Annotated in this window: 21 protein-coding genes; 12 read left to right on the top strand and 9 right to left on the bottom strand. The window is 66.8% G+C overall.

The annotated features are described in order from the left end of the window. Positions 1-37 precede the first annotated feature (37 nt). Positions 38-1,486: an AMP nucleosidase gene (locus HNP60_RS11075; protein ID WP_184153602.1), complete on the bottom strand. Its 1,449-nt coding sequence runs from the start codon at positions 1,484-1,486 to the stop codon at positions 38-40. 76 nt (positions 1,487-1,562) lie between these two features. Here HNP60_RS11075 and HNP60_RS11070 point away from each other — a divergent pair, with 76 nt between their 5' ends. Then, a complete protein-coding gene (locus tag HNP60_RS11070) occupies positions 1,563-2,672 on the top strand; it encodes a polysaccharide deacetylase family protein (protein ID WP_184153600.1) in 1,110 nt (369 codons plus the stop codon). A 187-nt stretch (positions 2,673-2,859) separates the two neighbouring features. Here HNP60_RS11070 and HNP60_RS11065 read toward each other — a convergent pair whose 3' ends face one another. Next, entirely contained in the window at positions 2,860-3,342 is a 483-nt protein-coding gene (locus HNP60_RS11065) for a peroxiredoxin (protein ID WP_184048010.1), read from the bottom strand. 170 nt (positions 3,343-3,512) lie between these two features. Here HNP60_RS11065 and HNP60_RS11060 point away from each other — a divergent pair, with 170 nt between their 5' ends. From HNP60_RS11060 to HNP60_RS11020, 9 genes are all read left to right on the top strand, one after another. Then, positions 3,513-4,082, top strand: a complete 570-nt coding sequence (locus HNP60_RS11060) for a YqgE/AlgH family protein (RefSeq protein WP_184153597.1) — start codon at positions 3,513-3,515, stop codon at positions 4,080-4,082. Positions 4,083-4,237: 155 nt separating this feature from the next. Then, positions 4,238-5,635: an adenosylhomocysteinase gene (gene ahcY / locus HNP60_RS11055; RefSeq protein WP_184153594.1), complete on the top strand. Its 1,398-nt coding sequence runs from the start codon at positions 4,238-4,240 to the stop codon at positions 5,633-5,635. Between the two features lie 473 nt (positions 5,636-6,108). Beyond that, the gene (locus HNP60_RS11050; RefSeq protein ID WP_184153591.1) at positions 6,109-7,479 is read left to right on the top strand and encodes an MFS transporter; all 1,371 of its coding nucleotides are present in this window, start codon (positions 6,109-6,111) and stop codon (positions 7,477-7,479) included. 172 nt (positions 7,480-7,651) lie between these two features. Next, on the top strand, positions 7,652-9,877 hold the full coding sequence (ptsP, locus tag HNP60_RS11045) for a phosphoenolpyruvate--protein phosphotransferase (protein WP_014076678.1): 2,226 nt from the start codon (positions 7,652-7,654) through the stop codon (positions 9,875-9,877). A 168-nt stretch (positions 9,878-10,045) separates the two neighbouring features. After that, positions 10,046-10,936: a helix-turn-helix domain-containing protein gene (locus HNP60_RS11040; RefSeq protein ID WP_184153588.1), complete on the top strand. Its 891-nt coding sequence runs from the start codon at positions 10,046-10,048 to the stop codon at positions 10,934-10,936. 118 nt (positions 10,937-11,054) lie between these two features. Next, positions 11,055-11,990: a tol-pal system YbgF family protein gene (locus tag HNP60_RS11035; protein WP_184153585.1), complete on the top strand. Its 936-nt coding sequence runs from the start codon at positions 11,055-11,057 to the stop codon at positions 11,988-11,990. Further along, the gene (gene tilS, locus HNP60_RS11030) at positions 11,983-12,930 is read left to right on the top strand and encodes a tRNA lysidine(34) synthetase TilS (protein ID WP_338056710.1); all 948 of its coding nucleotides are present in this window, start codon (positions 11,983-11,985) and stop codon (positions 12,928-12,930) included. The genes HNP60_RS11035 and tilS overlap by 8 nt, the downstream gene beginning before the upstream one ends. 53 nt (positions 12,931-12,983) lie before the next feature. Next, positions 12,984-14,933, top strand: coding sequence for an ATP-dependent zinc metalloprotease FtsH (gene ftsH / locus HNP60_RS11025; RefSeq protein ID WP_184048028.1), 1,950 nt, complete (start codon positions 12,984-12,986; stop codon positions 14,931-14,933). Between the two features lie 174 nt (positions 14,934-15,107). Continuing rightward, the gene (locus HNP60_RS11020; RefSeq protein WP_184153583.1) at positions 15,108-15,779 is read left to right on the top strand and encodes a DUF3800 domain-containing protein; all 672 of its coding nucleotides are present in this window, start codon (positions 15,108-15,110) and stop codon (positions 15,777-15,779) included. Here the strand turns inward: HNP60_RS11020 and rpoZ are convergent. Both rpoZ and HNP60_RS11010 read right to left on the bottom strand, forming a co-directional pair. Further along, the gene (gene rpoZ / locus HNP60_RS11015; RefSeq protein WP_184048034.1) at positions 15,767-16,111 is read right to left on the bottom strand and encodes a DNA-directed RNA polymerase subunit omega; all 345 of its coding nucleotides are present in this window, start codon (positions 16,109-16,111) and stop codon (positions 15,767-15,769) included. The genes HNP60_RS11020 and rpoZ overlap by 13 nt on opposite strands. Positions 16,112-16,215: 104 nt before the next feature. Continuing rightward, positions 16,216-17,706, bottom strand: coding sequence for a tetratricopeptide repeat protein (locus HNP60_RS11010; protein ID WP_184153580.1), 1,491 nt, complete (start codon positions 17,704-17,706; stop codon positions 16,216-16,218). 109 nt (positions 17,707-17,815) lie between these two features. Between HNP60_RS11010 and HNP60_RS11005 the strand changes: the two genes are divergently transcribed. Further along, positions 17,816-18,997, top strand: a complete 1,182-nt coding sequence (locus tag HNP60_RS11005; protein WP_184153577.1) for a phospholipase D-like domain-containing protein — start codon at positions 17,816-17,818, stop codon at positions 18,995-18,997. Here the strand turns inward: HNP60_RS11005 and HNP60_RS11000 are convergent. Next, on the bottom strand, positions 18,963-19,586 hold the full coding sequence (locus tag HNP60_RS11000; protein WP_184153574.1) for a class I SAM-dependent methyltransferase: 624 nt from the start codon (positions 19,584-19,586) through the stop codon (positions 18,963-18,965). The genes HNP60_RS11005 and HNP60_RS11000 overlap by 35 nt on opposite strands. 77 nt (positions 19,587-19,663) lie before the next feature. Between HNP60_RS11000 and HNP60_RS10995 the strand changes: the two genes are divergently transcribed. Continuing rightward, the gene (locus tag HNP60_RS10995; RefSeq protein WP_184153571.1) at positions 19,664-20,023 is read left to right on the top strand and encodes an antibiotic biosynthesis monooxygenase family protein; all 360 of its coding nucleotides are present in this window, start codon (positions 19,664-19,666) and stop codon (positions 20,021-20,023) included. A 46-nt stretch (positions 20,024-20,069) separates the two neighbouring features. Here HNP60_RS10995 and ispZ read toward each other — a convergent pair whose 3' ends face one another. The 4 genes from ispZ to dapF are packed head-to-tail and all read right to left on the bottom strand — an operon-like array spanning position 20,070 to position 23,691. Continuing rightward, entirely contained in the window at positions 20,070-20,705 is a 636-nt protein-coding gene (gene ispZ, locus HNP60_RS10990; protein ID WP_420825228.1) for a septation protein IspZ, read from the bottom strand. Then, positions 20,695-21,627 (bottom strand): signal recognition particle-docking protein FtsY, encoded by a 933-nt coding sequence (gene ftsY / locus HNP60_RS10985; RefSeq protein ID WP_184153568.1) that lies wholly within the window; start codon positions 21,625-21,627, stop codon positions 20,695-20,697. Before ftsY ends, ispZ begins: the two co-directional genes overlap by 11 nt. Further along, positions 21,620-22,867: a tRNA (N(6)-L-threonylcarbamoyladenosine(37)-C(2))-methylthiotransferase MtaB gene (mtaB, locus tag HNP60_RS10980; protein WP_184153565.1), complete on the bottom strand. Its 1,248-nt coding sequence runs from the start codon at positions 22,865-22,867 to the stop codon at positions 21,620-21,622. The genes ftsY and mtaB overlap by 8 nt, the downstream gene beginning before the upstream one ends. After that, positions 22,864-23,691 (bottom strand): diaminopimelate epimerase, encoded by an 828-nt coding sequence (dapF, locus tag HNP60_RS10975; RefSeq protein WP_184153562.1) that lies wholly within the window; start codon positions 23,689-23,691, stop codon positions 22,864-22,866. Before dapF ends, mtaB begins: the two co-directional genes overlap by 4 nt. Between the last annotated feature and the right edge of the window lie 180 nt (positions 23,692-23,871).

Here is a 23,871-nt window from a genome sequence, read left to right as displayed (position 1 = left end):
ATCGCTGCCCTTCATTTACTTTTTACTTCACACCGCCTCACCGGAACGGCGGTTCGTTGAAGGCGCGCAGCTTGCGGCTGTGGAGGCGCTCGCCCTGGGCGCGGAGGCGTTCGCAGGTTTCGAGGCCGATGGCGAGGTGGCCGGCAATGGCTTCCTCGTAGAAGCGGTTGGCCTGGCCGGGGAGCTTCAGCTCGCCGTGGATCGGCTTGTCCGAGACGCAGAGCAATGTCCCGTAGGGCACGCGGAAGCGATAGCCCTGCGCGGCGATTGTGGCGCTTTCCATGTCCACGCCCACGGCGCGCGAGAGCGAGAAGCGCAGCGCGGAGTGGGAATAGCGCAGTTCCCAGTTGCGGTCGTCCGTGGTCACGATGGTGCCGGTGCGCAGGCGCCGCTTCATGTCTCCGCTGTCGCCCAGGATATGGTCGCAGGCCTCGGCCATGGCGACCTGCACTTCCGCGATGGCGGGCAGGGGGATTTCCGGTGGCAGCACTTCGTCGAGCACATGGTCGTCGCGCAGATAGGCATGGGCGAGCACATAGTCGCCGATGCGCTGGCTGGGGCGCAGGCCGCCGCAATGGCCGATCATCAGCCAGGCTTCGGGCCGCATCACGGCGAGATGGTCGCAGATCGTCTTCGCGTTGGAGGGCCCCACGCCGATGTTGACGAGGGTGATGCCCGTGCCGTCCGGCGCGATCATGTGATAGGCGGGCATCTGGTGACGGCGCCATGCGCTGTCCGCGATGGTGCTTTCCGGGTCGGCCGTCTCGGATGTGACGCGCACGCCGCCCGCGCCCGAGAGAGCCGTGAAGCGCGTGCCCGGCCGGCGCAACTCCGCGCAGCCCCAGCGGACGAACTCGTCCACATAGCGGTGATAATTGGTGAAGAGGATGTAGCGCTGCACGTCCTCGGCCGGTGTGCCGGTATAGTGCCGCAGCCGCGCGAGGGAGAAATCCGTGCGCAGCCCGTCGAAGAGAGCCAGCGGTCGCTCGCCGGTGGGGGCGGGGAGGAACAACCCGTCCGCGATCTCGTCGCCGATCTCGGAGAGCTCCGTCGCCGGGAAATGCCGCGCCAGTTCGCTTGGCGGAATGGCCGCGAGCGCGCCGGCCGGCAGCGTCTCCAGCACATAAGGGAAGGGAATGGGCTGGTCGCTGCGCCCGACGCTCACTTCCACGTCATAATCGGCCATCAGCAGGTCGAGCTGCTCGATGAGATAGGCGGCGAAGAGCGCGGGCCGTGTCACCGTCGTCACATAGCGGCCCGGTTTGGAGAGGCGCGCGAAGGAGCGGCGGCTCGGCAGGCTGTCGCTGGCCCGGCGATAATCGATCGTCAGCGAGGGATAGCAGAAGGCGCGCTCGGCGACATGATCGGGCGAGGGCAATGTCCCGTCCCGGGAGAAGGCGAAGAGGGCGTCGCGCAGATTGCCCGCCGCCGCCTCATATTCCGCTATGAGTCGGTTTACGATCGCTGTGCTAGATGATTGTGTCATGGCCTTCCATAACCACGACATGTTACCTAAGAAAGAGACGTTGCTCGATCAGCCAGGCAGAAGGGGACTGTCCGCGGTGATTGGCCAGGGGGCCACGACGAATGTCTATCTGACGGTCGACACGGAGCTGTCGTCCCTCCATTTCCGGCGCCATGGGGTGGCGGGGCTGGAGGCCAATTTCGCGTCCTCCATCCTCGGGCGGACGGAGGCCGGGGACTTCGGTATCCTGTACCAGATGGAGCGGCTCGATGCCTTCGGACTGAAGGGCATTTTCTTCGTGGATACGCTGGTCGCGCTCGTCGCCGGGCAGGAGATGGTGGACCGGATCGTGCGCCCGATCCTGGAGGCCGGGCATGACGTCCAGCTCCATGCCCATGCCGAGTGGCTGGGGCGCTCGAAATCCGGGCCGACGGACGGGCGCGGCGGGCGGAACATGGCCGATTTTCCGCTGGAGGATCAGGTCCGCATTCTGGACTATGGCATCGAGCGTCTGCTGGCCGCCGGTGCGCCGATGCCGGTCGCTTTCCGCGCGGGCAATTATGGCGCGAACGACGATACGCTGCGCGCGCTGGCGCGGGTGGGGATCGCTTGCGACACCAGCTATTCGCCCGATTATGCGGGCAGTGTCTGCGGCATCACGCTGCCACGGGAGACGACGGCGCCGGTCCTGCACGCGGGCGTGATCGAGGTGCCGGTCTCCGCCATCGCCGGGCCTTCGGGCGGCTCGCGCCACGCCCAGATCACGGCGCTCTCCGCGCAGGAGATGATCGCCGCGCTCGCTTATGCCGCGCTGAACCATCAGGCGGCCTTCACCATCGTCTCGCACAGTTTCGAGCTGCTGTGCCGCCAGCGCACGCGCCCGAACAGGATCGTGGTGCGCCGGTTCGACCGGCTGTGCGAGGTGATCGCATCCTCGCCACGCCTGCGATCAGCGACTTATGCCGATGATCCACCCCGGCCGGAGCCGGCGGGGGAGGGTGTGGACTGGCTGCCCCATTCGCTGGCGCGCACGCTGGTGCGGACCGGCGAGCAGGCCGTCTCCAACGGGCTTTATGGCGAGCAGGTCGCCGGCATGCCGGTCAGCGCGGCAGCGCCGGCTTTCACCGTGCGCGACCGGCTGATCGCGCCGCTGCAGACGCTCACGCCGCTCCAGCAGATCGCGCTCGACATCCTGATGGCGGTATAAGCCGGAGAGGCGGCGCATCTAGGGCTGATCGAAATTCAGATGATGGCGTGACGAAAATGGTGGTTTTTCGGGACCCGGAGCGCAGCGTACTCAAGGTACGTGAGCACCGGAAGCCCGGGAAAACGCCATTTGCAGGCCGTCAGCGCTGAATGTCGATCAACCCTTGTCCGGCGCCGCCTCCGCAGTCTCAAAGCTGTTCGAGCATATAGTCCGCGCTGGAAATGCGGAATTCGCCCGGCGCCTCGACATGAAGCTGCTCGACCGTGCCGTCGTTCACCACCATCGAGAAGCGCTGGCCGCGCGTGCCGAGGCCGAACTTGCTGCCGTCCATCTCCAGCCCCAGCGCCTTGACGAACGCGCCGTTACCGTCCGCCAGCATGGTGACGGCGCCATCGACGCCGCTGGCCTTGCCCCAGGCGCCCATCACGAAGGGATCGTTGACGGCGGTGCAGGCGATCTCGTCGATGCCCTTGGCCTTGAGGTCCGCGGCCTTCGCGACGAAGCCGGGCAGGTGCTTGGCCGAGCAGGTGGGCGTGAAGGCGCCGGGCACGGAGAACAGCGCGACGCGGCGCCCGGCGAAATATTCGCCGCTCTCGATGGGTTGCGGGCCGTTGTCGGTCATGGTGACGAACGTGGTGGCGGGCAGCTTGTCGCCGACGCTGATAGTCATGGCAGTCTCCTGGTCAGAAGGGGAGATGGCTGGTGTTCCAGCTCTCGCGCAGGGAAGTCGGTGTTGCGCCCCTCGCTGTCAACCCATCGCACGGAAACGCATTTTACGTCGTTGGTGCTGGACGATGGGGAAGCGCGGGGGCATCTTGTCCGCTGAGTCTCGAAGGCAGGATGATGCAGCCCACTGCTCCCTTATCCCTCGCCGGGCAATTGCTGCTGGCCATGCCCGACATGCCCGATCCGCGTTTCGCGCGCTCGGTGGTGCTGGTCTGCGTGCATGACGAGGGCGGCGCGCTCGGCATCGCGCTGGACGAGCCGATGGCCGGCGTCGGCCTGCATACGCTGCTGTCCTCCTTCGATATCGCGGTGGATGGCGTGGCCGACGAGACGGTACTTGCCGGCGGGCCGGTCGAGCCGAGGCGCGGCTTCGTCCTGCACAGCCGCGACTGGATGGCCCGGGACAGTCACGCCGTCGCCGGGGATGTCGCGCTCACCGGATCGCTGGAGATTCTCCAGGCCATCGCGCAAGGGCGCGGGCCGGAGGCCTATCTGGTCGCGCTCGGCTATGCCGGCTGGGAGAGCGGGCAGCTCGAGCGCGAGCTGGCTTCACCCGGCTGGTATGTGAGCCAGGCCGATCCGCGCCGGCTCTTCGCGATGCCGCCCGAGCAGCGCTGGGCCGGCGCCTTCGCGCTGGAAGGGATCGATCCCGCGATGCTGGCGAGCAGCAGCGGCCACGCCTGAGCGTTCGATCGCCACGGGTACGCGGGTCTTTTATCACATAAAGATATCTTTATATTTGCCGGGCGCGCGTTGGCTTGTTAAGGGCGCGCGGGTGTTTCGTTCGTCGCTGCGTCGGCGAACCGTCGATCCGTTTTCATTCGCGAGGAGATTTTCAGGTGGCCACCATCGCCCAGGACTATATCGTCAAGGACCTTTCGCTGGCCGGTTTCGGCCGCAAGGAAATCGAGATCGCCGAGACGGAAATGCCCGGCCTGATGGCACTGCGCGAGGAATTCGGCGCGAGCAAGCCGCTCAAGGGCGCCCGCATCACCGGCTCGCTGCACATGACCATCCAGACCGCCGTGCTCATCGAGACGCTGGCCGAGCTGGGCGCGACCATCCGCTGGGCCTCGTGCAACATCTTCTCGACGCAGGACCATGCCGCCGCTGCCATCGCGGCCGCCGGCATCCCGGTGTTCGCCGTCAAGGGCGAGACGCTGGAGGAATATTGGGACTATGTCGTGCGCATCTTCGACTGGGGTGACGAGACCTGCAACATGATCCTCGACGATGGCGGCGACGCCACCATGTTCGCCCTGTGGGGCGCGCGGGTCGAGGCCGGTGAAGAGCTGTTCACGCCGTCGAACGAGGAAGAGACCATCTTCGTCGCGACGCTGAAGAAGTTCCTTGCCGAGCGCCCGGGCTATCTCACGAAGACGGTGCAGGCGATCAAGGGCGTCTCGGAAGAGACCACGACCGGCGTCCACCGCCTTTACGAGCTGGCCAAGAAGGGCAAGCTTCCCTTCCCGGCGATCAACGTCAATGACAGCGTCACCAAGAGCAAGTTCGACAATCTCTATGGCTGCAAGGAGTCGCTGGTCGACGCCATCCGTCGCGCGACCGACGTGATGCTGGCCGGCAAGGTGGCCGTGGTCGCGGGCTTCGGCGACGTCGGCAAGGGCTCGGCGGCGTCGCTGCGCAATGGCGGCGCGCGCGTGCTGGTGACCGAGATCGATCCGATCTGCGCGCTGCAGGCGGCTATGGAAGGCTATGAAGTCGTCACCATGGAGGAAGCCGCGAGCCGCGCGGACATCTTCGTGACCGCGACCGGCAACGAGGACATCATCACCATCGACCATATGCGCGCGATGAAGAACATGGCGATCGTGTGCAATATCGGCCATTTCGACAGCGAGATCCAGGTCGCCGCCCTCTCGAACATGAAGTGGACGGAGATCAAGCCGCAGGTCGACGAGATCGAGTTCCCCGACGGCAAGAAGATCATCCTGCTCGCGCAGGGCCGCCTCGTGAACCTGGGCTGCGCCACCGGCCATCCGAGCTTCGTCATGTCGTCCAGCTTCACCAATCAGGTGCTGGCGCAGATCGAGCTGTGGACCAAGGGCGGCGAGTACAAGAACGAGGTCTATGTGCTGCCCAAGCATCTCGACGAGAAGGTGGCGGCGCTGCATCTTGAGAAGCTCGGCGTGAAGCTCACGACCCTCACGCCCAAGCAGGCGGCTTATATCGGCGTGCCCCAGCAGGGCCCGTTCAAGCCGGATCATTACCGCTACTGAGCCTTTCCGGTTCGTAGCACGCGCCGCCTCCGGCGCATCGCGGCCCCGGCCCGTTCCTGCTTCGTCGTCCCATGGCAATGTCCATGAGGATGGATGAGGGGACGGTCCGGGGCCGTTCGCTGTCTGGGCCATTTGCTGGCGAGCGGGGCCACTCGGCATTTCGCTGTCTGGCATCTGGCTCGTCGCCGGGTCGATGATTCCGTTCCAGATCCGCCTGTCCTGAAGGGAGCCGGATGGACTGCTGCCGTCCATGCATTCCGTTCCGAAGCAACAGCAATCGCCCCCTTTATTGTGGCGCGCGCGGCGCTCTGATGGCCGCGACCGGGCATGCGTATCTCCGCTTGACGTTGCCCCTCTGATCGTTGACATTGTCCGAAAGCGCGGCCGAGATCGCGCGTGCGCTGTCAAGGAGAGGATATGACGCGTTCACTCAAGCGGGGCGGAGCCCCCATAGCCTGCGAAGGCCGGCCGGCATGACAGGGGCGGCGACCGCGGCAGGCCCCGAGCCGCGCTACGAGTCGGATTTTTCGTTCCGGAAAATCAAGCTCGCCACCATCATCACCCTTGCCAACATGTTCGCGACCAGCCTGCTTCCCTTCGGGGCGATCACGCTGGTCAACGTGCCGATGACGCAGGAGTTCGGCTGGTCCCAGACGGAATATAGCTGGGCGATGACGGCGCTGATGTGGTGCGGTGCGGTGACTTTGCCCTTCTACGGCAAGTTCATGGACAAGGTCGGCGTGCGCCTGCCGATCTTCTTCGGCACCATCGGCGTCGGTCTGGCGACGATCGCGCTGGGCTTCATCGATGGCGCGCTCTGGCAATTCTATCTCTGCTTCGCCTTGCTCGGCATCTTCGGCAGCACGGCGATCGGCTATACCAAGATCGTCAGCGCGCTCTTCACTCAGCATCGCGGCAAGGCGATGGCGCTGCTGGGCGTCGAATCGACGCTCGCCGGCGCGGGCATCCCCCCGCTGCTCAACTGGCTCATCACGGATTTCGGCTGGCGGGAGATGTTCATCATCTGCGGCTGCATCGTGCTGCTGCTGCTGCCGGTGATCTACTTCACCGTCGACGAACCGGGCGAGATCGGCAGCGATCGCAAGCTGATCAGGCCCAAGGCCGAGGTGAAGGAGGATCGGTCGGCGAAGCTGGAGGGCCTCACCGACAAGCAGATCCTGCGCGACCGGGTATTCTGGCTGATCGTCATCGCCACCATCATCGGCACGGCGCCGCGCACCGGCATGATGCCTTTCCTGGTACCCATGCTCAACGAGAAGGGGTTCAGCCAGGGCGATGCCGTCACTTATATGAGCATCACCACGCTCATCGCGCCGCTCGGCACGCTGGTCGGCGGCTGGGCAGTGGACCGGTTCAACACCAGCCGGGTCGCCATTCCCTTCAAGTTCATTTCCTTCGTGGGGCTGTTCTTCTTCGCGATGGTCACCGCGAGCTTCGGCGGCTGGTATCTTCTCGCGATGGCGGTGGGGCTGGGCGGCTTCGCCTTCGGCACGGCGCGGCCGATCGGCACGTATCTGCATGTCCGCTTCTTCGGCCTCAAGGCGTTCGGCTTCTATCACGGCTTCGAGAACATGTTCCTCGCCTTCTCGATGGGCTGCGCGCCGCCGCTCGTGGCATGGCTGCATGATTCGAGCGGGTCCTACATGAGCGGCTATGTCATCATGCTGGTCTGCCTCGCGCTCGGCACGATCCTCTACTGGATCCTCGGCCCCTATCGCTACGCCTCGAACATCGGCGCAGTACCGCTTCCGGACGAGGCGGAATCGCGCAAGGAGGGGGCGCCGGCAAGCGCGCCAGGGCTGGCGGCACCGGCGGCGGGCTGAGCGTCACAGCATGGCTTGATGCTGCGCAACAAAGCCTTGGCATGAGTGGCCGGACGGAAGGTTGGTCACTCATGCAACTTCTGTTAGCAAAGGTTCCATGACATCGCCCCATCGCACGGATGCTTCCTCCAATTCGGCCGCTATCGCTGCCCGGGCTATTCTTCAGCGTCTCATGGACGTGATGGCCGCGCGCACCACCGCGCAGGCCAAGCTGAACAAGATCGTGGAGATCATCGGCGAGGAGCTGTCGAGCGAAGTCTGCTCGGTCTATCTGCTGCGCGAGGGCATGCTGGAGCTGTTCGCGACGCGCGGCCTCAAGCAGGAAGCCGTGCACGTCACGCGGCTCGGGCTGGGCGAGGGGCTCGTGGGCACCATTGCCCATAATGTCGAGACGCTGAACCTCGAGGAAGCGGCCGCTCATCCGGACTTCGCCTACCGCCCCGAGACCGGGGAAGAGCTCTTCCACAGCTTCGCGGGCGTGCCGATCGTCCGGCGCGAGCGCGCCATCGGTGCGTTGTGCGTCCAGCATGTCGATCCGCGTCCTTATGAGGAAGTGGAGATCGAGGCGCTGCAGACGGTCGCGATGGTGCTTGCCGAGCTCATCACCAATGCCGGGCTGGTCGACGAGAATCCGGGCGAGAACCGCCCGCTGGAGACGGGCGCCACGGTCCTCTCCGGGCTCCAGCTCGTCATGGGCATGGCGCGCGGCCATGCCGTCTTCCACCAGCCGCGCATCACCATCGAGCATACCGTCGCGGAGGACATCGAGGTCGAGCGCCAGCGCGTCTATTCCGCCTTCACCAAGATGCGCGAGCAGATCGATCGCATGGCGGGGCAGGCCGAGTTCGGCGTGGAGGGCGAGACGCGCGAAGTGCTCGAGACCTACAAGATGTTCGCTTATGACGAGGGCTGGTCGCGCCGGATCAACGAGGCGATCGACGCGGGCCTGACGGCGGAAGCGGCCATCGAGCGCGTGCAGCAGCGCACCCGGATGCGCATGCGCCAGATCGACGATCCGCTGCTGCAGGACCGGATGCACGATCTGGAGGACCTCTCCAACCGGTTGCTGCGCATCGTCTCCGGCCAGCTCGGCACCGCCGCGCAGATGGGGCTGCGGCAGGACACGATCCTCATCGCCCGCAATCTCGGCCCCGCCGAGCTGCTCGAATATGACCGGCGGCGGCTCAAGGGGCTCATCCTGGAGGAAGGCTCGCTCACCGCGCATGTCACCATCGTCGCGCGCGCCATGGGCGTGCCGGTGCTCGGGCGCGTGAAGAATACCCGCGCGCTCATCAATGATGGCGACCTGCTGCTGCTCGACGTCAACCAGAACCGGCTCTACATCCGCCCCACCGTGCCGATGGACGAAGCGTTCGAGGCGGGGCTCTCGCTCACCCAGAAGCGCCGTGCCGAATATGCAGCGCTGCGCGACAAGCCGGCGGTCACGAAGGATGGCGTGACCGTGGAGCTCATGGTCAATGCCGGCCTGCGCGACGATGTCGCCGCGCTGGATGTGACCGGGGCGGACGGCATCGGCCTGTTCCGCACCGAATTCCAGTTCCTCGTCTCCGCCACCCTCCCGCAGCGCGAGCGCCAGCAGCGCCTGTATCGCGACGTGCTGGACGCCGCCGGCAACCGGCCGGTCATCTTCCGCACCGTCGACATCGGGGGTGACAAGGCGCTGCCTTATCTGCGCGCGGGCGACAATGAGCATGAGGAAAACCCCGCCATGGGCTGGCGCGCGGTGCGGCTGGCGCTGGAACGCGACGCGCTGATGAAGGCGCAGGCCCGCGCGTTGCTGGAGGCCGCGGCGGGCCGCACGCTCCATGTCATGTTCCCCATGATTTCCGAGCCCTGGGAGCTGGCGCAGGCCAAGGCCCTGTTCCGCGAGCAGAAGATCTGGCTGGAGAAGCGCGAGCGCAAGCTGCCCAAGGCGGTGTATTACGGGGCGATGCTGGAAGTGCCGGCGCTGGCCGAGACGCTCGACTTCCTCCTGCCGGAGCTCGATTTCCTCTCGATCGGCACCAATGACCTCACCCAATTTCTGTTCGCGGCGGACCGGGCCAATCCGAAGCTCGCCGAGCGCTATGACTGGATGAGCGTGGCGATCCTGCGGTTCATCGCGCGCATCGTGCGTACCTGCGCCCAATATGATGTGCCGGTCGGCGTCTGCGGAGAAATGGGCGGGCGCACGCTGGAGGCGATGGCGCTGCTGGGGCTCGGCATCCGGCGGCTTTCCATCACGCCGGCCTCGGTCGGTCCGGTGAAGGCCATGGTCCGCTCGCTCGATCTGGCGCTGCTTACCGAGCAATGCGCCGAATTGCTGAGCGGTGGCGTACCCAATCTGCGTGAGCCGCTTGCCCAGTGGGCCGACGAGCAGGGCGTGGAGCTGAGCTGAGCCAAGCGATCCGATGCGGACCGGCACCGCGTGTCCGCATGATTATCCCGGCAACGCAATCCCTTGCGTGCGCATTTCTCTCACACCGGCTTTCTTAAGCGCGTTGACGCGCATGGCCTGCCATGAAACAACGCAGAGCCGGAATGCGGACCGAACAACGGACGAGACATGGCTCCTGAGCCCAGCAAGGCTGAAGAACAAGACGTGGTCGCGGACAACAACGCCAGTGCGCCGGAGCAGATGCGCCGGGCGCGGGAAGCTGCGGGTCTGACTCTCGAAGAGGTCGCCGCGCGCACCCGCGTGCCGATGCGCCATCTCGCCGCGCTTGAGGCCGGTGATTATAATGCTTTGCCGGGCACGACCTATTGCGCCGGCTTCTCCCGGGCCTTCGCGCGCGCCGTCGGACTGGACGAAGCGGCGCTGGTAGCGAAGGTGCGCGCCGAGATCGACGAGATGGGCGGGCTCGGTCAGGATCCCTACGAGATCGAGGAGCCGGTCGATCCCAGCAGCGTCCCCCCGCGCTATCTGGCTTGGTTGGCTGCGGTGCTCGTGCTGCTGTTCGCCGGCGGCTACGCCATCTGGCGCATGCAGCTCAATACGCCGCCCACGGACGAGCAACTCGCCGCGGAGGAACGCACCGAAACCCGGATTGCCGATCCGGCGGTCGCGCCGCCGCGCGCCGCTGTCGGCGTTGCCCCGCGCGGGCCGGTGGTCCTCACGGCGGTCAACGAGGTGTGGCTGCGCGTCTACGAGCCGGACGGCCAGCGCCTGTTTGAGGGCATGCTGGCCAAGGACGAGCGCTACACGGTGCCGGACAATGCCCGCAATCCCATGATTCTGACCGGCCGGCCGGATGCCCTTGCGGTCACCGTGAGCGGCCGGGCCGTGCCGCCGCTGGGTACGGCGGAAAGGACCATCTCGGATGTTCCGATCAGCGCCGCTGCCCTGCTTGCTCGTCAGGCCGGGCAGGATAATGAGGATGCCGCCCCCGCGCCTCCCGCTCCTGGGTCTCCCCTCAATGCCGGCGCAGGCCCGGCGCCCCGCACCGGAGGCGACTGACGGCTGCGCCCGCCGTGAGCAGGCGCCGGCCCGGTCTGGTCCCTCGATCACGCCACCTGGGCGCTTTACCGCGGCATGGGATCGGCTATGGATATTTCAGCCCATCAGGAACTGGATCATGAAATTGATGTCATCTCATCGTCGGGGTTTCCGGCATTTCCTTCTCGCCGGCGCTTGCCTTTCACTCGGTTGGGGCGCGAGCGCGTCCGCGCAGCAGCAGCCGACCGTTGAACGCCGGGTCGACAGGCTCGAGCAGGAGATGCGCGCCGTGCAGCGCAAGGTGTTCCCCGGCGGGCAGGTCGTCGTCCCGGACGTGGCGCCGCCCACGCCGACGCCCGGCGTCTCCGCCGGCTCGCCGGCCGCATCCCCGGTTGCCGATCTGACCGCGCGCGTTTCCGCGATCGAGGCGCAGCTCGCGCGTCTGACCGGCCAGGTCGAGGAATCGGGCTATCGCCTGCGGCAGCTGGAAGAGGCCTTCGCCAAGTTCAGTGCGCCGCCGCCTTTGCCGGCGGTCGCCCCGCCCGCCGGGGAGGGCCTTGCGACCCCGCCGGCCCAGGCCGGTGGCAAGGCGCCCGCGAGCCAGCCGCGGCCAGCCCCCGGGGATACGCCCTTGCTCGCGCGCACCGAGAAGGTGGCGGCGATCGAGAAGCCGAGCACGGGCAATGCCGCGCTCGACAGCTACACTTATGGCTTCCGCCTCTGGGAAGCCAAATTCTATCCCGAGGCGCAGGCACAGCTTCAGGAGACCGTCGACAAATATGGCAAGGACCCGGTCGCCAGCCGCGCCCAGAACCTGCTCGGCCGCGCCTATCTGGATGATGGCAAGCCCTCCACCGCCGCGAAGATCCTCTACGAGAATTACCGGGTCCGGCCGAAGGGTGACCGGGCAGCGGAAAGCCTTGCCTGGGTCGGCGAAGCGCTCATCAAGCTCAACCGGCTGAAGGACGCGTGCCTCGCTTATGACGAGCTGGCCGAAGTCTTCGCCGACAACATGCCGGCCACGGCGCGTGACATGATGACCAAGGGCCGGACGCGCGCAAAGTGCGGTGCCTGACGCGCTTGCGGACCGGCTGAAGGCGGAAACTCACCGCCTGCTCGGCCGGTCGCTTGCGGCGGAGGAGCGCATCGGCATCGCGGTCTCTGGCGGGGCGGACAGCATGGCGCTGCTTGCCCTCGCGCATCACGCCTGGCCCGGCCGGGTGGAAGGCGCGACCGTGGATCATGGCTTGCGCGCGGCTGCCCGGGACGAGGCGGCCATGGTGGCCCGCTGGTGCGCGCAGCAGGGCATTCCCCATGTCATTCTCGGCCCGCCGCCGCCGCTGGAAGGCAATCTCCAGGCCGCCGCGCGGGCCGCGCGCTATGCCTTGCTGGAGGAATGGCGCGCGGCGCGGGGGCTCGCCTGGTTGATGACGGCGCATCAGGCCGACGATCAGATCGAGACGATCCTGCTGCGTCTCGGCCGGGGTGCGGGCGTGGGCGGCCTCGCGTCCGTGCGCGCGCGGCGCGGCACGTTGCTGCGGCCGCTGCTGGGCGCGCGGCGGGCGGCCTTGCGCGACTTCTGCGAGCGAGCCGGCATTCCCTTCATCGACGATCCCAGCAACGAGGACCCGCGCTTCGATCGCGTCCGCATGCGCGCCGCGCTGGAGGGTAGCACGCTGATCGATCCCGGTGGCCTTGCCCGCTCGGTGGAAGCGCTGGCGCAGGCCGATTCGGCGCTGGGATGGATGACGGACACGCTCGCGGCGCAATCGATCGCGTTCGAGGCCGGGAGCGCGACGCTCCGCCGCACGGACCTGCCGCCCGAGATTCTGCGCCGTTTGCTGCTCCGGATGATCGCCCATTGCCACCCCAAGGCCGAAAAACCGCGCGGCCCGTCGCTGGATCAAGCGCTTCTTCAGCTTTTGGATGGTAGGACGGTCGCTCTGGCGGACTGCGTCGTCTCCGGCGGCGCGCAGTGGACCGTGCGGCGGGCGGCGGCGCGAAACTCGCGCTGAGCCATTGTGTTCCGGGCGGGATGTCCTATTTTGAAGCGCGAAAGCGAGATGAGATGAACGACAACAAAGAGCCGCAAGGCAATCCCTGGATCAAGAGCGCGCTCATTCTGGCCGGCGTGTTCCTGGCACTGCTGATGTTCGTCACCGTGTTCGACAGCAAGGGCATGAGCGCAGGCAAGGGCACCGCCATCGCCTATTCCGATTTCCGCTCGCGCGTGGAAGCGGGCGCCGTCAAGGAAGTCGCCATCGCGCCGGACCGGATCACCGGTGTTCTCAAGAACGACCAGCGCTTCACGACCTACACCGTGCCTGATCCGCAGCTCACCACGCTGCTCGACCAGAATGGCGTCAAGTTCAGCGGCCAGCCCGAGGAACAGCCCAATTTCTGGATGATCCTGCTTTACCAGTCGCTGCCGTTCGTCCTCATCCTGGGCATTGCCTTCTTCGTGCTGCGCCAGATGCAGAAAGGCGGCGGCGCGGGTGGCGCCATGGGCTTCGGCAAGTCCAAGGCAAAGCTGCTGACCGAGAAGCATGGCCGCGTCACCTTCGACGACGTCGCCGGCATCGACGAGGCCCGCGAGGAATTGCAGGAGATCGTCGAGTTCCTGAAGGACCCGAGCAAGTTCGCGCGGCTGGGCGGCAAGATCCCCAAGGGCGCGCTGCTGGTCGGCTCGCCCGGCACCGGCAAGACGCTGCTGGCCCGCGCCATCGCGGGCGAGGCGGGCGTGCCGTTCTTCACCATTTCGGGTTCGGATTTCGTCGAGATGTTCGTGGGCGTCGGCGCCAGCCGGGTGCGCGACATGTTCGAGCAGGCGAAGAAGAACGCGCCGTGCATCGTCTTCATCGACGAGATCGATGCGGTCGGCCGCCATCGCGGCGCTGGCCTGGGCAACGGCAATGACGAGCGCGAGCAGACGCTGAACCAGCTCCTCGTCGAGATGGACGGCTTCGAATCGAACGAAGGCATCATCATCATCGCCGCGACCAACCGGCCGGACGTGCTCGATCCCGCGCTGCTGCGCCCCGGCCGCTTCGACCGGCAGGTGGTCGTGCCGCGCCCGGACATCGAGGGCCGCGTGAAGATTCTGCAGGTCCACATGAAGAAGGTGCCGCTGGCGCCGGACGTGGACGCGCGGGCCATCGCGCGCGGCACGCCGGGCTTCTCCGGCGCTGATCTCGCCAATCTCGTCAACGAGGCGGCACTGATGGCGGCGCGGCGCGGCAAGCGGCTCGTGGCCAATGCGGAGTTCGAATCGGCCAAGGACAAGGTCATGATGGGGGCCGAGCGGCGCTCCATGGTCATGACCGAGGACGAGAAGAAGATGACCGCCTATCATGAGGCAGGCCATGCCATCGTCGCGCTGCACGAGCCGGCTTCGGACCCGATCCACAAGGCGACGATCATTCCGCGCGGCCGCGCGCTGGGCATGGTCATGCGCCTGCCGGAGCGGGACAATTACAGCTACCACCGCGACAAGATGTATGCGAACCTCGCCGTCTCCATGGGCGGGCGCGTCGCCGAGGAAATCATCTTCGGCTACGACAAGGTGTCGTCCGGCGCGTCCAGCGACATCCAGTATGCCACGCGACTCGCGCGTGACATGGTGACGCAGTGGGGCATGTCCGACGAGATGGGTCCGCTGCAATATGAGGAGCCGCAGGGCGAGACGTTCCTGGGCTATTCGCAGAGCCAGCGCGTCCACATGTCGGACGAGACGGCGCAAAAGATCGACAAGGAAATCCGCCGGATCGTGGACGCGGGCTATGACCGCGCGCACCAGCTCCTCAAGGATCACAACGATCAGCTGCATCTGCTCGCCAATGCCCTGCTCGAGTTCGAGACGCTCTCGGGTGAGGAAATCAAGACCCTGATCGAGAAGGGCGAGCTGGTGCGCGAAGGCCAGACGGTCCGGCCGCAGTCGGTGCCGACCACCGGCACCTCGATCCCCAAGACCGGCCGCCGCAAGGGGCCCGTCGCCGATCCGGCGCCACAGGGCGTCTGAGGTCCGGACGACGAACAGGAACAGGGCCGGGCGGTCATGCGCAAGCGGATCGTCCGGCCTTTTCATGTCTGCGCGACTGGCCATCCACGCGGGACCGATGACGCCGCCGGACCCGCGGCCGGGTAGGCAGCGCAAGCGCGGAACAGGCCGCCGCGGTCAGGGGAGGGAGAAGCAATGCCGATCTACATGGATGAAAGCGGCAGCCTGCCCGCCGGCGCGATGGTCATTGCCGCCGTGGATATCGAGGCGGATGCGGCGGATGCGCTCCTCAAGCGCTTCAAGGCCGTCACAGGCCTGCATGGCGAGCTGAAGGGCAGCCGCATCAGCATCATCGAGCGCGCTTTCTTCTTCGAGCTGCTGGACCGCTTCGGCGGCCGCGCCCGCATCTGCATGCTGGAGGATGATCGCGCGCAGCCCGGCGGCCGGCCGGATGATTTCGATGTCTATGTCGCCCTGCTCAACCAGCTTGTCGGGGAATGGCTGGCCGAAGGGGGCGATTGCGTCAGCTTCGTGATCGATACCGGTCGCTATCACGACCTGATGCTGGAGGAGATGCGCCGGGACGTCGCCCGGCTGCTCGAAAGCTGCGGCTCGGCCCGCCTCGTCCACAGCCACCATTCCCCGGGCGTGCAGATCGCTGATGTCGTGGCGAACAGCTTCTTCAATCTCGCGATCGGATCGAACCGGGCAGGACGTATCCACGAGATCGTCGCGCCGTTTCTGGAGACCGGCATGCTGCGCAGCGGCCGCCTGCGCACCGTGCCGCCGCCCAAACAAAAACATCCGGCATTGCAGGGCAATGCCGGACGTCCGAAACCGCGAAACCCGGCTTCTCAGCCTTCGTAGTCGGCACCCAGATTGTGCGCGCGGGGCGGGGTGGCGGCGGTGAGGCGCAGTGCCTCGGCTGAGCGGGCGATCGAGCCGATCTCGTCGGGCGTATCGTCATCGTCGATCTGCATCTTCTGCATCGATCCGATGAGATCATGCTTGAGATCGTCGGGCAGGACGGTCTCCTCGGCGATCTCGCGCAGGGCAACCACGGGGTTCTTGTCCCGGTCCCGGTCGAGAGTCAGTTCCGCGCCGCCCGAGATCGCCCGCGCGCGCTGCGCAGCGAGAAGAACGAGGTCGAAACGGTTGGGAACCTTGTCGATGCAATCTTCGACAGTAACGCGCGCCATGCTTGGCTCCTGAAACAGCGGACATGATTGGGAAGCGCGATCCGCTAACAGTCCACTGGGCCGGAGTCAAGAAAAGCCGGGCCCACTCCCCGGGGGAGGGCGGCCTAATCCGGCTCCTGCAGATGGATCCTGTGCGGTCCTCCGTAGCGCCGCAGGGCGGCGAGCACGTCTGGGCGAGCCTTCATCGCGCGCTTCCACCGCTCGGAGAGGCTTTCCGGGCGCGGAACAGGCGGGGGATCATAGTCGGCGAGCCTCCGCAGCACCTCCGCGCGGCTGGTCGCGTCTTCGAGATGCGCGATCAGCGTCGCGGCCGCCTCGTCCAGTCGGTCCCGGCACAGATAGTTTCGATAGGCCATCCTCCAACGCTCGTCCGTGACATTTTCGAGCGTGAAGGCGAGGTCCTCCTCCGCGATGGCCGTCTCGCCCATCAGATGGGCAGCGCAGCCGCGATTGAACCGGAACACCAGTGCGCCATAGTCGCTCACCCGTAACCCATCGTTTTCGAATGTCTTCAGGGTTTCCCGAGCGTCGGCCGGCCGGCCGGCCTCAAGTTGCGCATGGGCGAGATTGAGCAACTGACTGATATTGTCACCCCCGTCTTCCTGGGTCCGGGCGCCCCGCTGCATCGCCGATATCTGCTCGTCATACTGGTTGAGGGCCTCATGGACGTAAGCCAGTTCGTTCCACCACCAGTTCAGCTCCGTGACCGCGTCGACAAAGGCTGCAAGTCCACCCTTGCGCTGGCGGGCGGCCATGAGGGTCGCCAACGCCTCCTGCGGCTGGCCCAGGGCACGATGACTCTGCGCGACCCAGATGACGGCTTCCAGCCGGTCCGGGTTATCGCGCAACGCCTTCCGGGCCTGTTCGAGATAGGCCTGCGTTGCGGCACGGGGGTCGAAATCCTTCGGCATGAGCGCTGACATGACCGGGTCGAAACTGAATTCGATGAGCACCTCCGGCACGCGCACGCGCGCGACGATGGCGCCGGCTTCCGCCTTGCGGCCCTGCTCGGCCAACAACATGGCGAAGCGCCTGAGGAAATAATCCGCGCGGCCAAGCGTCTCATGCGGGGCGAAGCTCTCGGCGGAGATAAGAGCGAGCAGGGTCAGCCGCTCGTTGGTCAGCGATTTTTCCTTCAGGCGGTCGTCGACCCGTGCAAGCCATGACAGGTTCGCCCTGTTGAGCCCCTCCGGGTCGCTGTCCCGTAGCAAGGCGAGGGTGCGGAGGGTTTCTTCCAGATGATCGGCTTCGAAACTATATTTGAGGTGAAGGTAGAGCAGGTCCCGGTCGCGCGCGCCCAGCGCCACCGCGCGGGCTACCCAATCGCCCAGATGGCCATCATTCTCCAGGGTCTGCGCGCATGACCAGCCCAGCTGGACATATTGGGACAGGACCGGCAACGGAACGCGCGCCAGATCGTCGCGCCGGAACCGGCCGTCGAGCAACGTCATGATGGCCGGGCAATCCTCGCGGCCCGCCGCCTCTCCCAGTGCGCTCACGAAGCTCTGCTCGTCATTGGCTGTGGGGGACGGGCTCGCCTGGAGGGCCGGCGCCGTCAGGCCGAGCGCCAGCAGTGCCGCTGCTGCCGCACGCATTTTCCTGCCCATAATTCTTGTCACGCCCCCTCGATCCCCATTTCCCCGTCCCACTCTCGTCGAGGGGAGAGCGATTGGCAAGGCTCAGCGCATGGGCCATGAAGGGCGGATGGAGTCAGGCAATCCGAGTATCGAGGTCGCGGCAGAGCCGATCCGTCATGTGGTTGAAGGAAACAGCCTCACCCTCATCCCGGGCGGCGTCGAGCGCCTCGAGGCCCTGCTCGGGCTTATCGCGGGGGCGCGCGAGCGGCTCGACATCTTCTATTATATCTTCGGTCGGGACGAGTGCAGCCAGCAGGTGATCGATGCGCTGGTGGAGGCATGCAACCGGCATGTCGCGGTGACGCTCATTGTCGATGCGTTCGGCACCGCGACGACGCCGGATTCGGTCTTCGCGCCGCTCCGGGAGGCCGGCGCGCGCTTTGCCCGCTTCGGGGCGCATCGCACCACCCGCTATCTGATCCGTAATCACCAGAAGATGGCGATCGCCGATGGCCGGCACGCGCTGATCGGCGGCTTCAACTGCGAGAAATCCTATTTCGGTTCATGGACTGAGGAACTCGCCTGGTGCGATCTCGGGATGATGGTGCGCGGGCCGCTCGCCGGCGCGTTGCAGCACTGGTTCGATGCGCTGGCGGACTGGACCATCGACAGCCCGCAGCGCTTTCGCCGGCTGCGGCAGCTGGTGCGCGACTGGAAACCGGGAACGGGGGAGGCGCGCTGGCTCATCGGCGGTCCCACCCGCTATCTCAACAGCTGGACGCGCCATGTGAAGGCGGATCTGGAGAAAGGCGAGCGGCTGGACCTCGTCGCTGCCTATTTCTCGCCCAGCCGGGGCATGATCAAGCGGATCAATGGCGTCGCGCGGCGCGGCTGCGCGCGGCTGATCGCACCGATGCGCTCGGACAACAGCGCGACCATCGGCGCCGCGCGGCATCTCTACAAGCGGCTGCTGCGCGGCGGCGTGCGCATCTTCGAATATCGGCCGCAGAAGCTCCACATGAAGCTGATCGTCATCGACGATATCGTTTATGTCGGCTCGGCCAATTTCGACATGCGCAGCCTGTTCATCAATCTCGAGCTGATGCTGCGCATTGAGGATGCCGCCTTCGCCGCCGAAGCGCGCGCGCTGGTGGACCGGCTCGCGGCGGATAGCGACGAGATCGACGCGCGGGTCCACCGCTACATGGCGGGGCCGCTGCAGCGTTTCATCTGGTCCTTGCAATATCTGCTGGTCGGCGTGCTGGATTACACCGTCACTCGGCGGCTAAACTCTCGCCGCAAACGCTGACGGCTGCCGCCTCCTTCCGAGCCCAGAAGAGCTGCGCGGGCGGGATGCATCGCCAGACGCGATCGACGTCGACACGCGAGAAGCGCGCCTTCAGATAAGGCAGCACGAAATTGGAATATTGGTAGACGAGGAACGCGCCGCCCGGCGCGATGGCGCGCTGCGTCGCGTCCATGATCTCGTCACCCACACCGTCCGGCAGGGTCGAGAAGGGGAGGCCGGAGACGATATAATCCGCCGCTTCAAGACCCAGGTCCATGAGGATATTGCCCACGTCGGCCGCCGATCCTTCCACGCAGGTCAGCCGCTCGTCCTTCAGGGAGTCGCGCAGATAATTGACGAACACCGGGTTTGTATCGATGGCGATCAGGCGCGCATGAGGGGAGAGCCGGGCCAGCAGCGCCCGCGTGAACACGCCGGTGCCGGGGCCATATTCGACCACGACGCGCGCCGATGCCCAGTCGACGGGATCGAGCAGGGCCCGGATCGCGATCGAGGAGGTCGGAATGGCCGAGCCGATCATCCGGGGATGGCGCAGGAACTGTTTGGCGAAAAACAGGCCGGGCGAAGCGATGCGCTCTGCTGCGGTCATCTAGTCAGGGTCTCCCATGTGCGACGGGTGACAAAAGAACGCACGACTGGCAAAGACGTTGCGCGCAGGAGATTAACATGAGCATGGCACCGGGCGATTTGCCCCCGAAGGACGCGGTCGCGGTGATTTTCGTCTCGCAGCGCACGGAGGCGGACGAGGCCGGCTATGAGCGCGCCGGGGCGGCCATGGCGGCGCTGGCTGCGCGCCAGCCGGGCTATCTCGGCATGGACAGCGCGCGCGGCGCCGATGGCCTTGGCATCACCGTCAGCTACTGGGCGGACGAGGCGAGCGCGCGCGCCTGGCGAGCGCATGCCGAGCATGCCGCCACCCGCGATGTCGGCCGGGCGCGCTGGTATGACTCGTACCGGATGATCGCGACCCGCGTCACGCGCGCTTATGACTGGCACCGCGCCGCCGCACCCGACACGCCGGACTGAACGCGAACGATCTCTTCGCTCCGGCTCCGGTATGGCCCGGCGGGGCTCAGGAGGACTTGCCATCGCCAAGGTCGAGGCCGTGCTTCATCAGCATCGGCAGGTTGGCCATGGCGAAGACCATCGAGATGATGGTGACGCCCCACACCTTGACCGCGAGCCAGCTGTCGAAGCTCAGTGTCGCGCGCATCACTTCGTTGGCGACGGCCAGCACGGCGAAGAAGAGCCCCCAGTTGCGCGAGAGCTTGAGCCAGCCGGTCTCGGTCAGGCCGTTATAGGCGGACTGGAGCAGATAGCGCAGCAGCGGCCGCCCGCGCATCCATCCACCCAGCAGCATCAGCGCGAAGAAGGCGTAGATGATGGTCGGCTTGGCCTGGATGAAGGCGGGGTCGTGGAAATAGAGCGTCAGCGCGCCGAAGAAGGTCACCAGGATCGCCGAGAGCCAGAGCATCGGCGAGACACGGCCGAGCCGCCACTTGCTCACCACCACCGCGATGAGGATCGCCACCATGAAGGCGGCGGTGCCGGCGAACATGCCGATGAACTTGGTGGCGAGGAAGAAGACGAGCAGCGGACCGAAGTCGAGCGCCATCGGCAGCCAGCCTTCGCCTTTCGGGCCCGGTGCGACCGGCGCTGAGTCGATCGTCACGTCCACGCCGTGCGGCTCGCGTCCGTCACCGTGCATAAGCTGCTCCCGCAATGGCCCGCGCCAGTTCGGCCGGTTCGAAGGGCCGCAGATCGTCGATCTTCTCGCCCACGCCAATGGCATGGATAGGCAGGCCGAATTTCTCCGCCGCCGCCACGAGCACGCCGCCGCGCGCCGTGCCGTCCAGCTTGGTCATGACGAGGCCGGTGACATGCGCCACGTCCCGGAAGATCTCGATCTGCGAGAGGGCGTTCTGCCCGGTCGTCGCGTCCAGCACCAGCACCACGTCATGCGGCGCGGCCGGGTTCAGGCGGCCGAGCACGCGCCTGATCTTGGCGAGTTCGTCCATCAGCTCGGTCTTGTTCTGGAGACGCCCGGCCGTGTCGACGATGAGCACGTCGATGCCCTGCGCCGTGGCCTGCTTCACCGCGTCGAACACGACGCCGGCCGCATCCCCGCCTTCCGGCCCGGTGACGATCGGCACGCCGAGCCGGTCCGCCCAGACCTTGAGCTGGCCGATGGCCGCCGCGCGGAACGTGTCGCCCGCTGCCAGCATGACGCCATAATCCTGTTCCTGGAACAGATGGGCGAGCTTGGCGATGGTCGTGGTCTTGCCCGAGCCGTTGACGCCGATGACCAGGATCACCTGCGGGCGCGGGAACGCCTCGATCTCGATCGGCTTGGCGACGGGGACCAGCACCTTCTCGATTTCCTCGGCGAGGATCTCGCGCAGATATTCCTCGGTGAGTTCCCGGTTGAAGCGGCCTTCGGCGAGCCGGTCGCGAATGCGCGCCGCCATGGCCGGGCCCAGATCGGTCGTGTAGAGCGCTTCCTCCAGCTCATCGAGCGTCTGCTCGTCGAGCGCGGCCTTGCCGAAGATGCCGGAGACGCTTTCGCCAAGCCGGTCGGATGTGCGCTTGAAGCCGCCAAAGAGGCGCTCGCGCCAGGAAAGTTCAGCCATGCGCCTGTCCATGCGCGATGAGCGCGCCGTCCTCAAGTCCCGTGATGCATGCCTCGACAATTTCGCCGACCGGCTGTGGCGCGGTGAACCGCACCGGAGCGAAGCTCTCGCCATGGCCCGCAAGGCCGCTGGTCTCGACCAGCACGCGCTGGCGGCTGCCGACCAGCGAACGCAGCCAGTCCGTGCGCGCCTGCGCGCAGGCGTCCCGCAGCCGCGCCGCGCGGTCCCGGATCACCGGCTTGTCCAGCTGCGGCATGCGCGCGGCGGGCGTGCCTTCGCGCGGCGAATAAGGGAAGACATGGCCATGGACGATGCCGCAGTCCCGCACCAGCGAGAGGCTGCGTTCGAACATCGCCTCGTCCTCGGTCGGGAAGCCGGCGATGATGTCCGCGCCGATGGCGATGTCCGGCCGCCGCGCGCGCAGGCGGTCGGCGAGGTCGATGGCCTGCGCGCGGCTGTGGCGCCGCTTCATCCGCTTGAGGATCATGTCGTCCCCGGCCTGCAGGGAGAGGTGCACATGCGGCATCAGCCGGGGCTCGCTCGCGATCAGCTCGAAGAGCCGCTCGTCGATTTCCACCCCGTCGAGCGAGGAGAGGCGCAGTCGGGGCAGCGCCGGTACATGGCGCAGGATGCGCTCGACCAGCGCGCCCAGTGTCGGGCTGCCGGGCAGGTCGGGGCCGTAGCTGGTCACGTCCACGCCGGTCAGGATCACTTCCTGCACGCCCTGCGCGACCAGCAGGGCAACCTGCTCCACGATCGATCCGGCCGGCACGGACCGGCTCGGCCCGCGCCCATAAGGGATGATGCAGAATGTGCAGCGGTGGTCGCAGCCATTCTGCACGACGACAAAGGCCCGCACGCGCTCGGCGAAGGCGGAGACCATCTGCGGCGCCTGCCGGGCCACGGTCATGATGTCGGCCACGCGCACCGGCGCCTCGTCTCGGACGGCCTCCGCGAAGAGGGCTTTCTCGGCATTGCCGACGACGCGCGAGACTTCCGGCATCGCGGCGAACATGGCGGGATCGGTCTGCGCCGCGCAGCCGGTCACGACGATGCGCGCCTCGGGGCGGTCCCGGTGCGCGCGGCGAATCGCCTGCCGCGTCTGGCGCACCGCCTCGCCGGTGACGGCGCAGCTGTTCACCACGATCAGGTCGTCCGCATCGCCGAGCTGCTGGCGGATGGCTTCGCTTTCCGCGATGTTGAGCCGGCAGCCGAGCGTGATGATGCTGGCGCCGCTCATGGCGTGGCAGTGAAGCTGCCCGGGTCCAGCACGCCGTCGAACACATGGACGGCAGGGCCTGTCATCGTGATGTGACCGCCCGGCGTCCAGTCGATGAGCAGGTCGCCGCCTTCGAGCGTCACGCGCACCGGGCCGTGCGCAAGCTTGCGGCGAATGGCGGCGATGGCGGTGGCGCAGGCGCCGGTGCCGCAGGCGCGCGTGAAGCCCGCGCCACGCTCCCACACGGTGAGGCGGATATGGTCGTCATCCACGAGATGCGCGAAATTGACGTTCACGCGGCGCGGGAAAAGCGGATCGGTCTCGATCAGCGGGCCGAGCCGGGCCATGTCGACGCGCGCGGGATCGTCGAGGAAGAAGACGACATGCGGATTGCCGACATTGACGGCGGCGGGCGGAGGCAGGTCGTCCCAGCTTGCCGGCATGGCAAGCGTATCCATGGCATAGGCGAGCGGGATGTCCTCCCAGCCGAAGCGTGGTTCGCCCATGTCGACGCTCACCAGCCCGCCGATGCGCGCCGCATGCAGCAGCCCGGCCTTGGTCTCGATCGTCACGTCCCGGCCAGTGAACAGCGGCACGCAGCGCGTGGCATTGCCGCAGGCCTCCACTTCGCTGCCGTCCTGGTTGAAGATGCGCATGCTCACGTCCGCGCGGTCCGAGGCGCCGATAAGGATGAGCTGATCGCATCCCACGCCCGTCTTCCTGTCCGCAATGGCCCGCGCCAGCGGCGCGTCCATGGCGACCGGCGTCTCGCGCGTGTCGATCACGACGAAATCATTGCCGAGGCCATGCATCTTGGCGAAGGGCAGAGGAGTGTTTTGCGACATGGCCTGCATGTAGGAAGGCGCGCCGGCGAAGTCCATCGCCCCGGCGCACGTGCTCTGCGCGGCCGCCCACGCGTTCGCAGGCTTCCACGCACGGGGCGAACGCATCGCGATGAATCGCGCCGGGCCGGACATCACAGTCCCTCCCCCCGTCATTCCCGTGAACACGGGAATCCAGTCCCC

The organism is Sphingobium lignivorans (genome assembly GCF_014203955.1).
Taxonomy (GTDB): domain Bacteria; phylum Pseudomonadota; class Alphaproteobacteria; order Sphingomonadales; family Sphingomonadaceae; genus Sphingobium; species Sphingobium lignivorans.
Note: the sequence above shows the minus strand (reverse complement) of the source record. Positions and strands in the feature narration are given on the sequence as shown.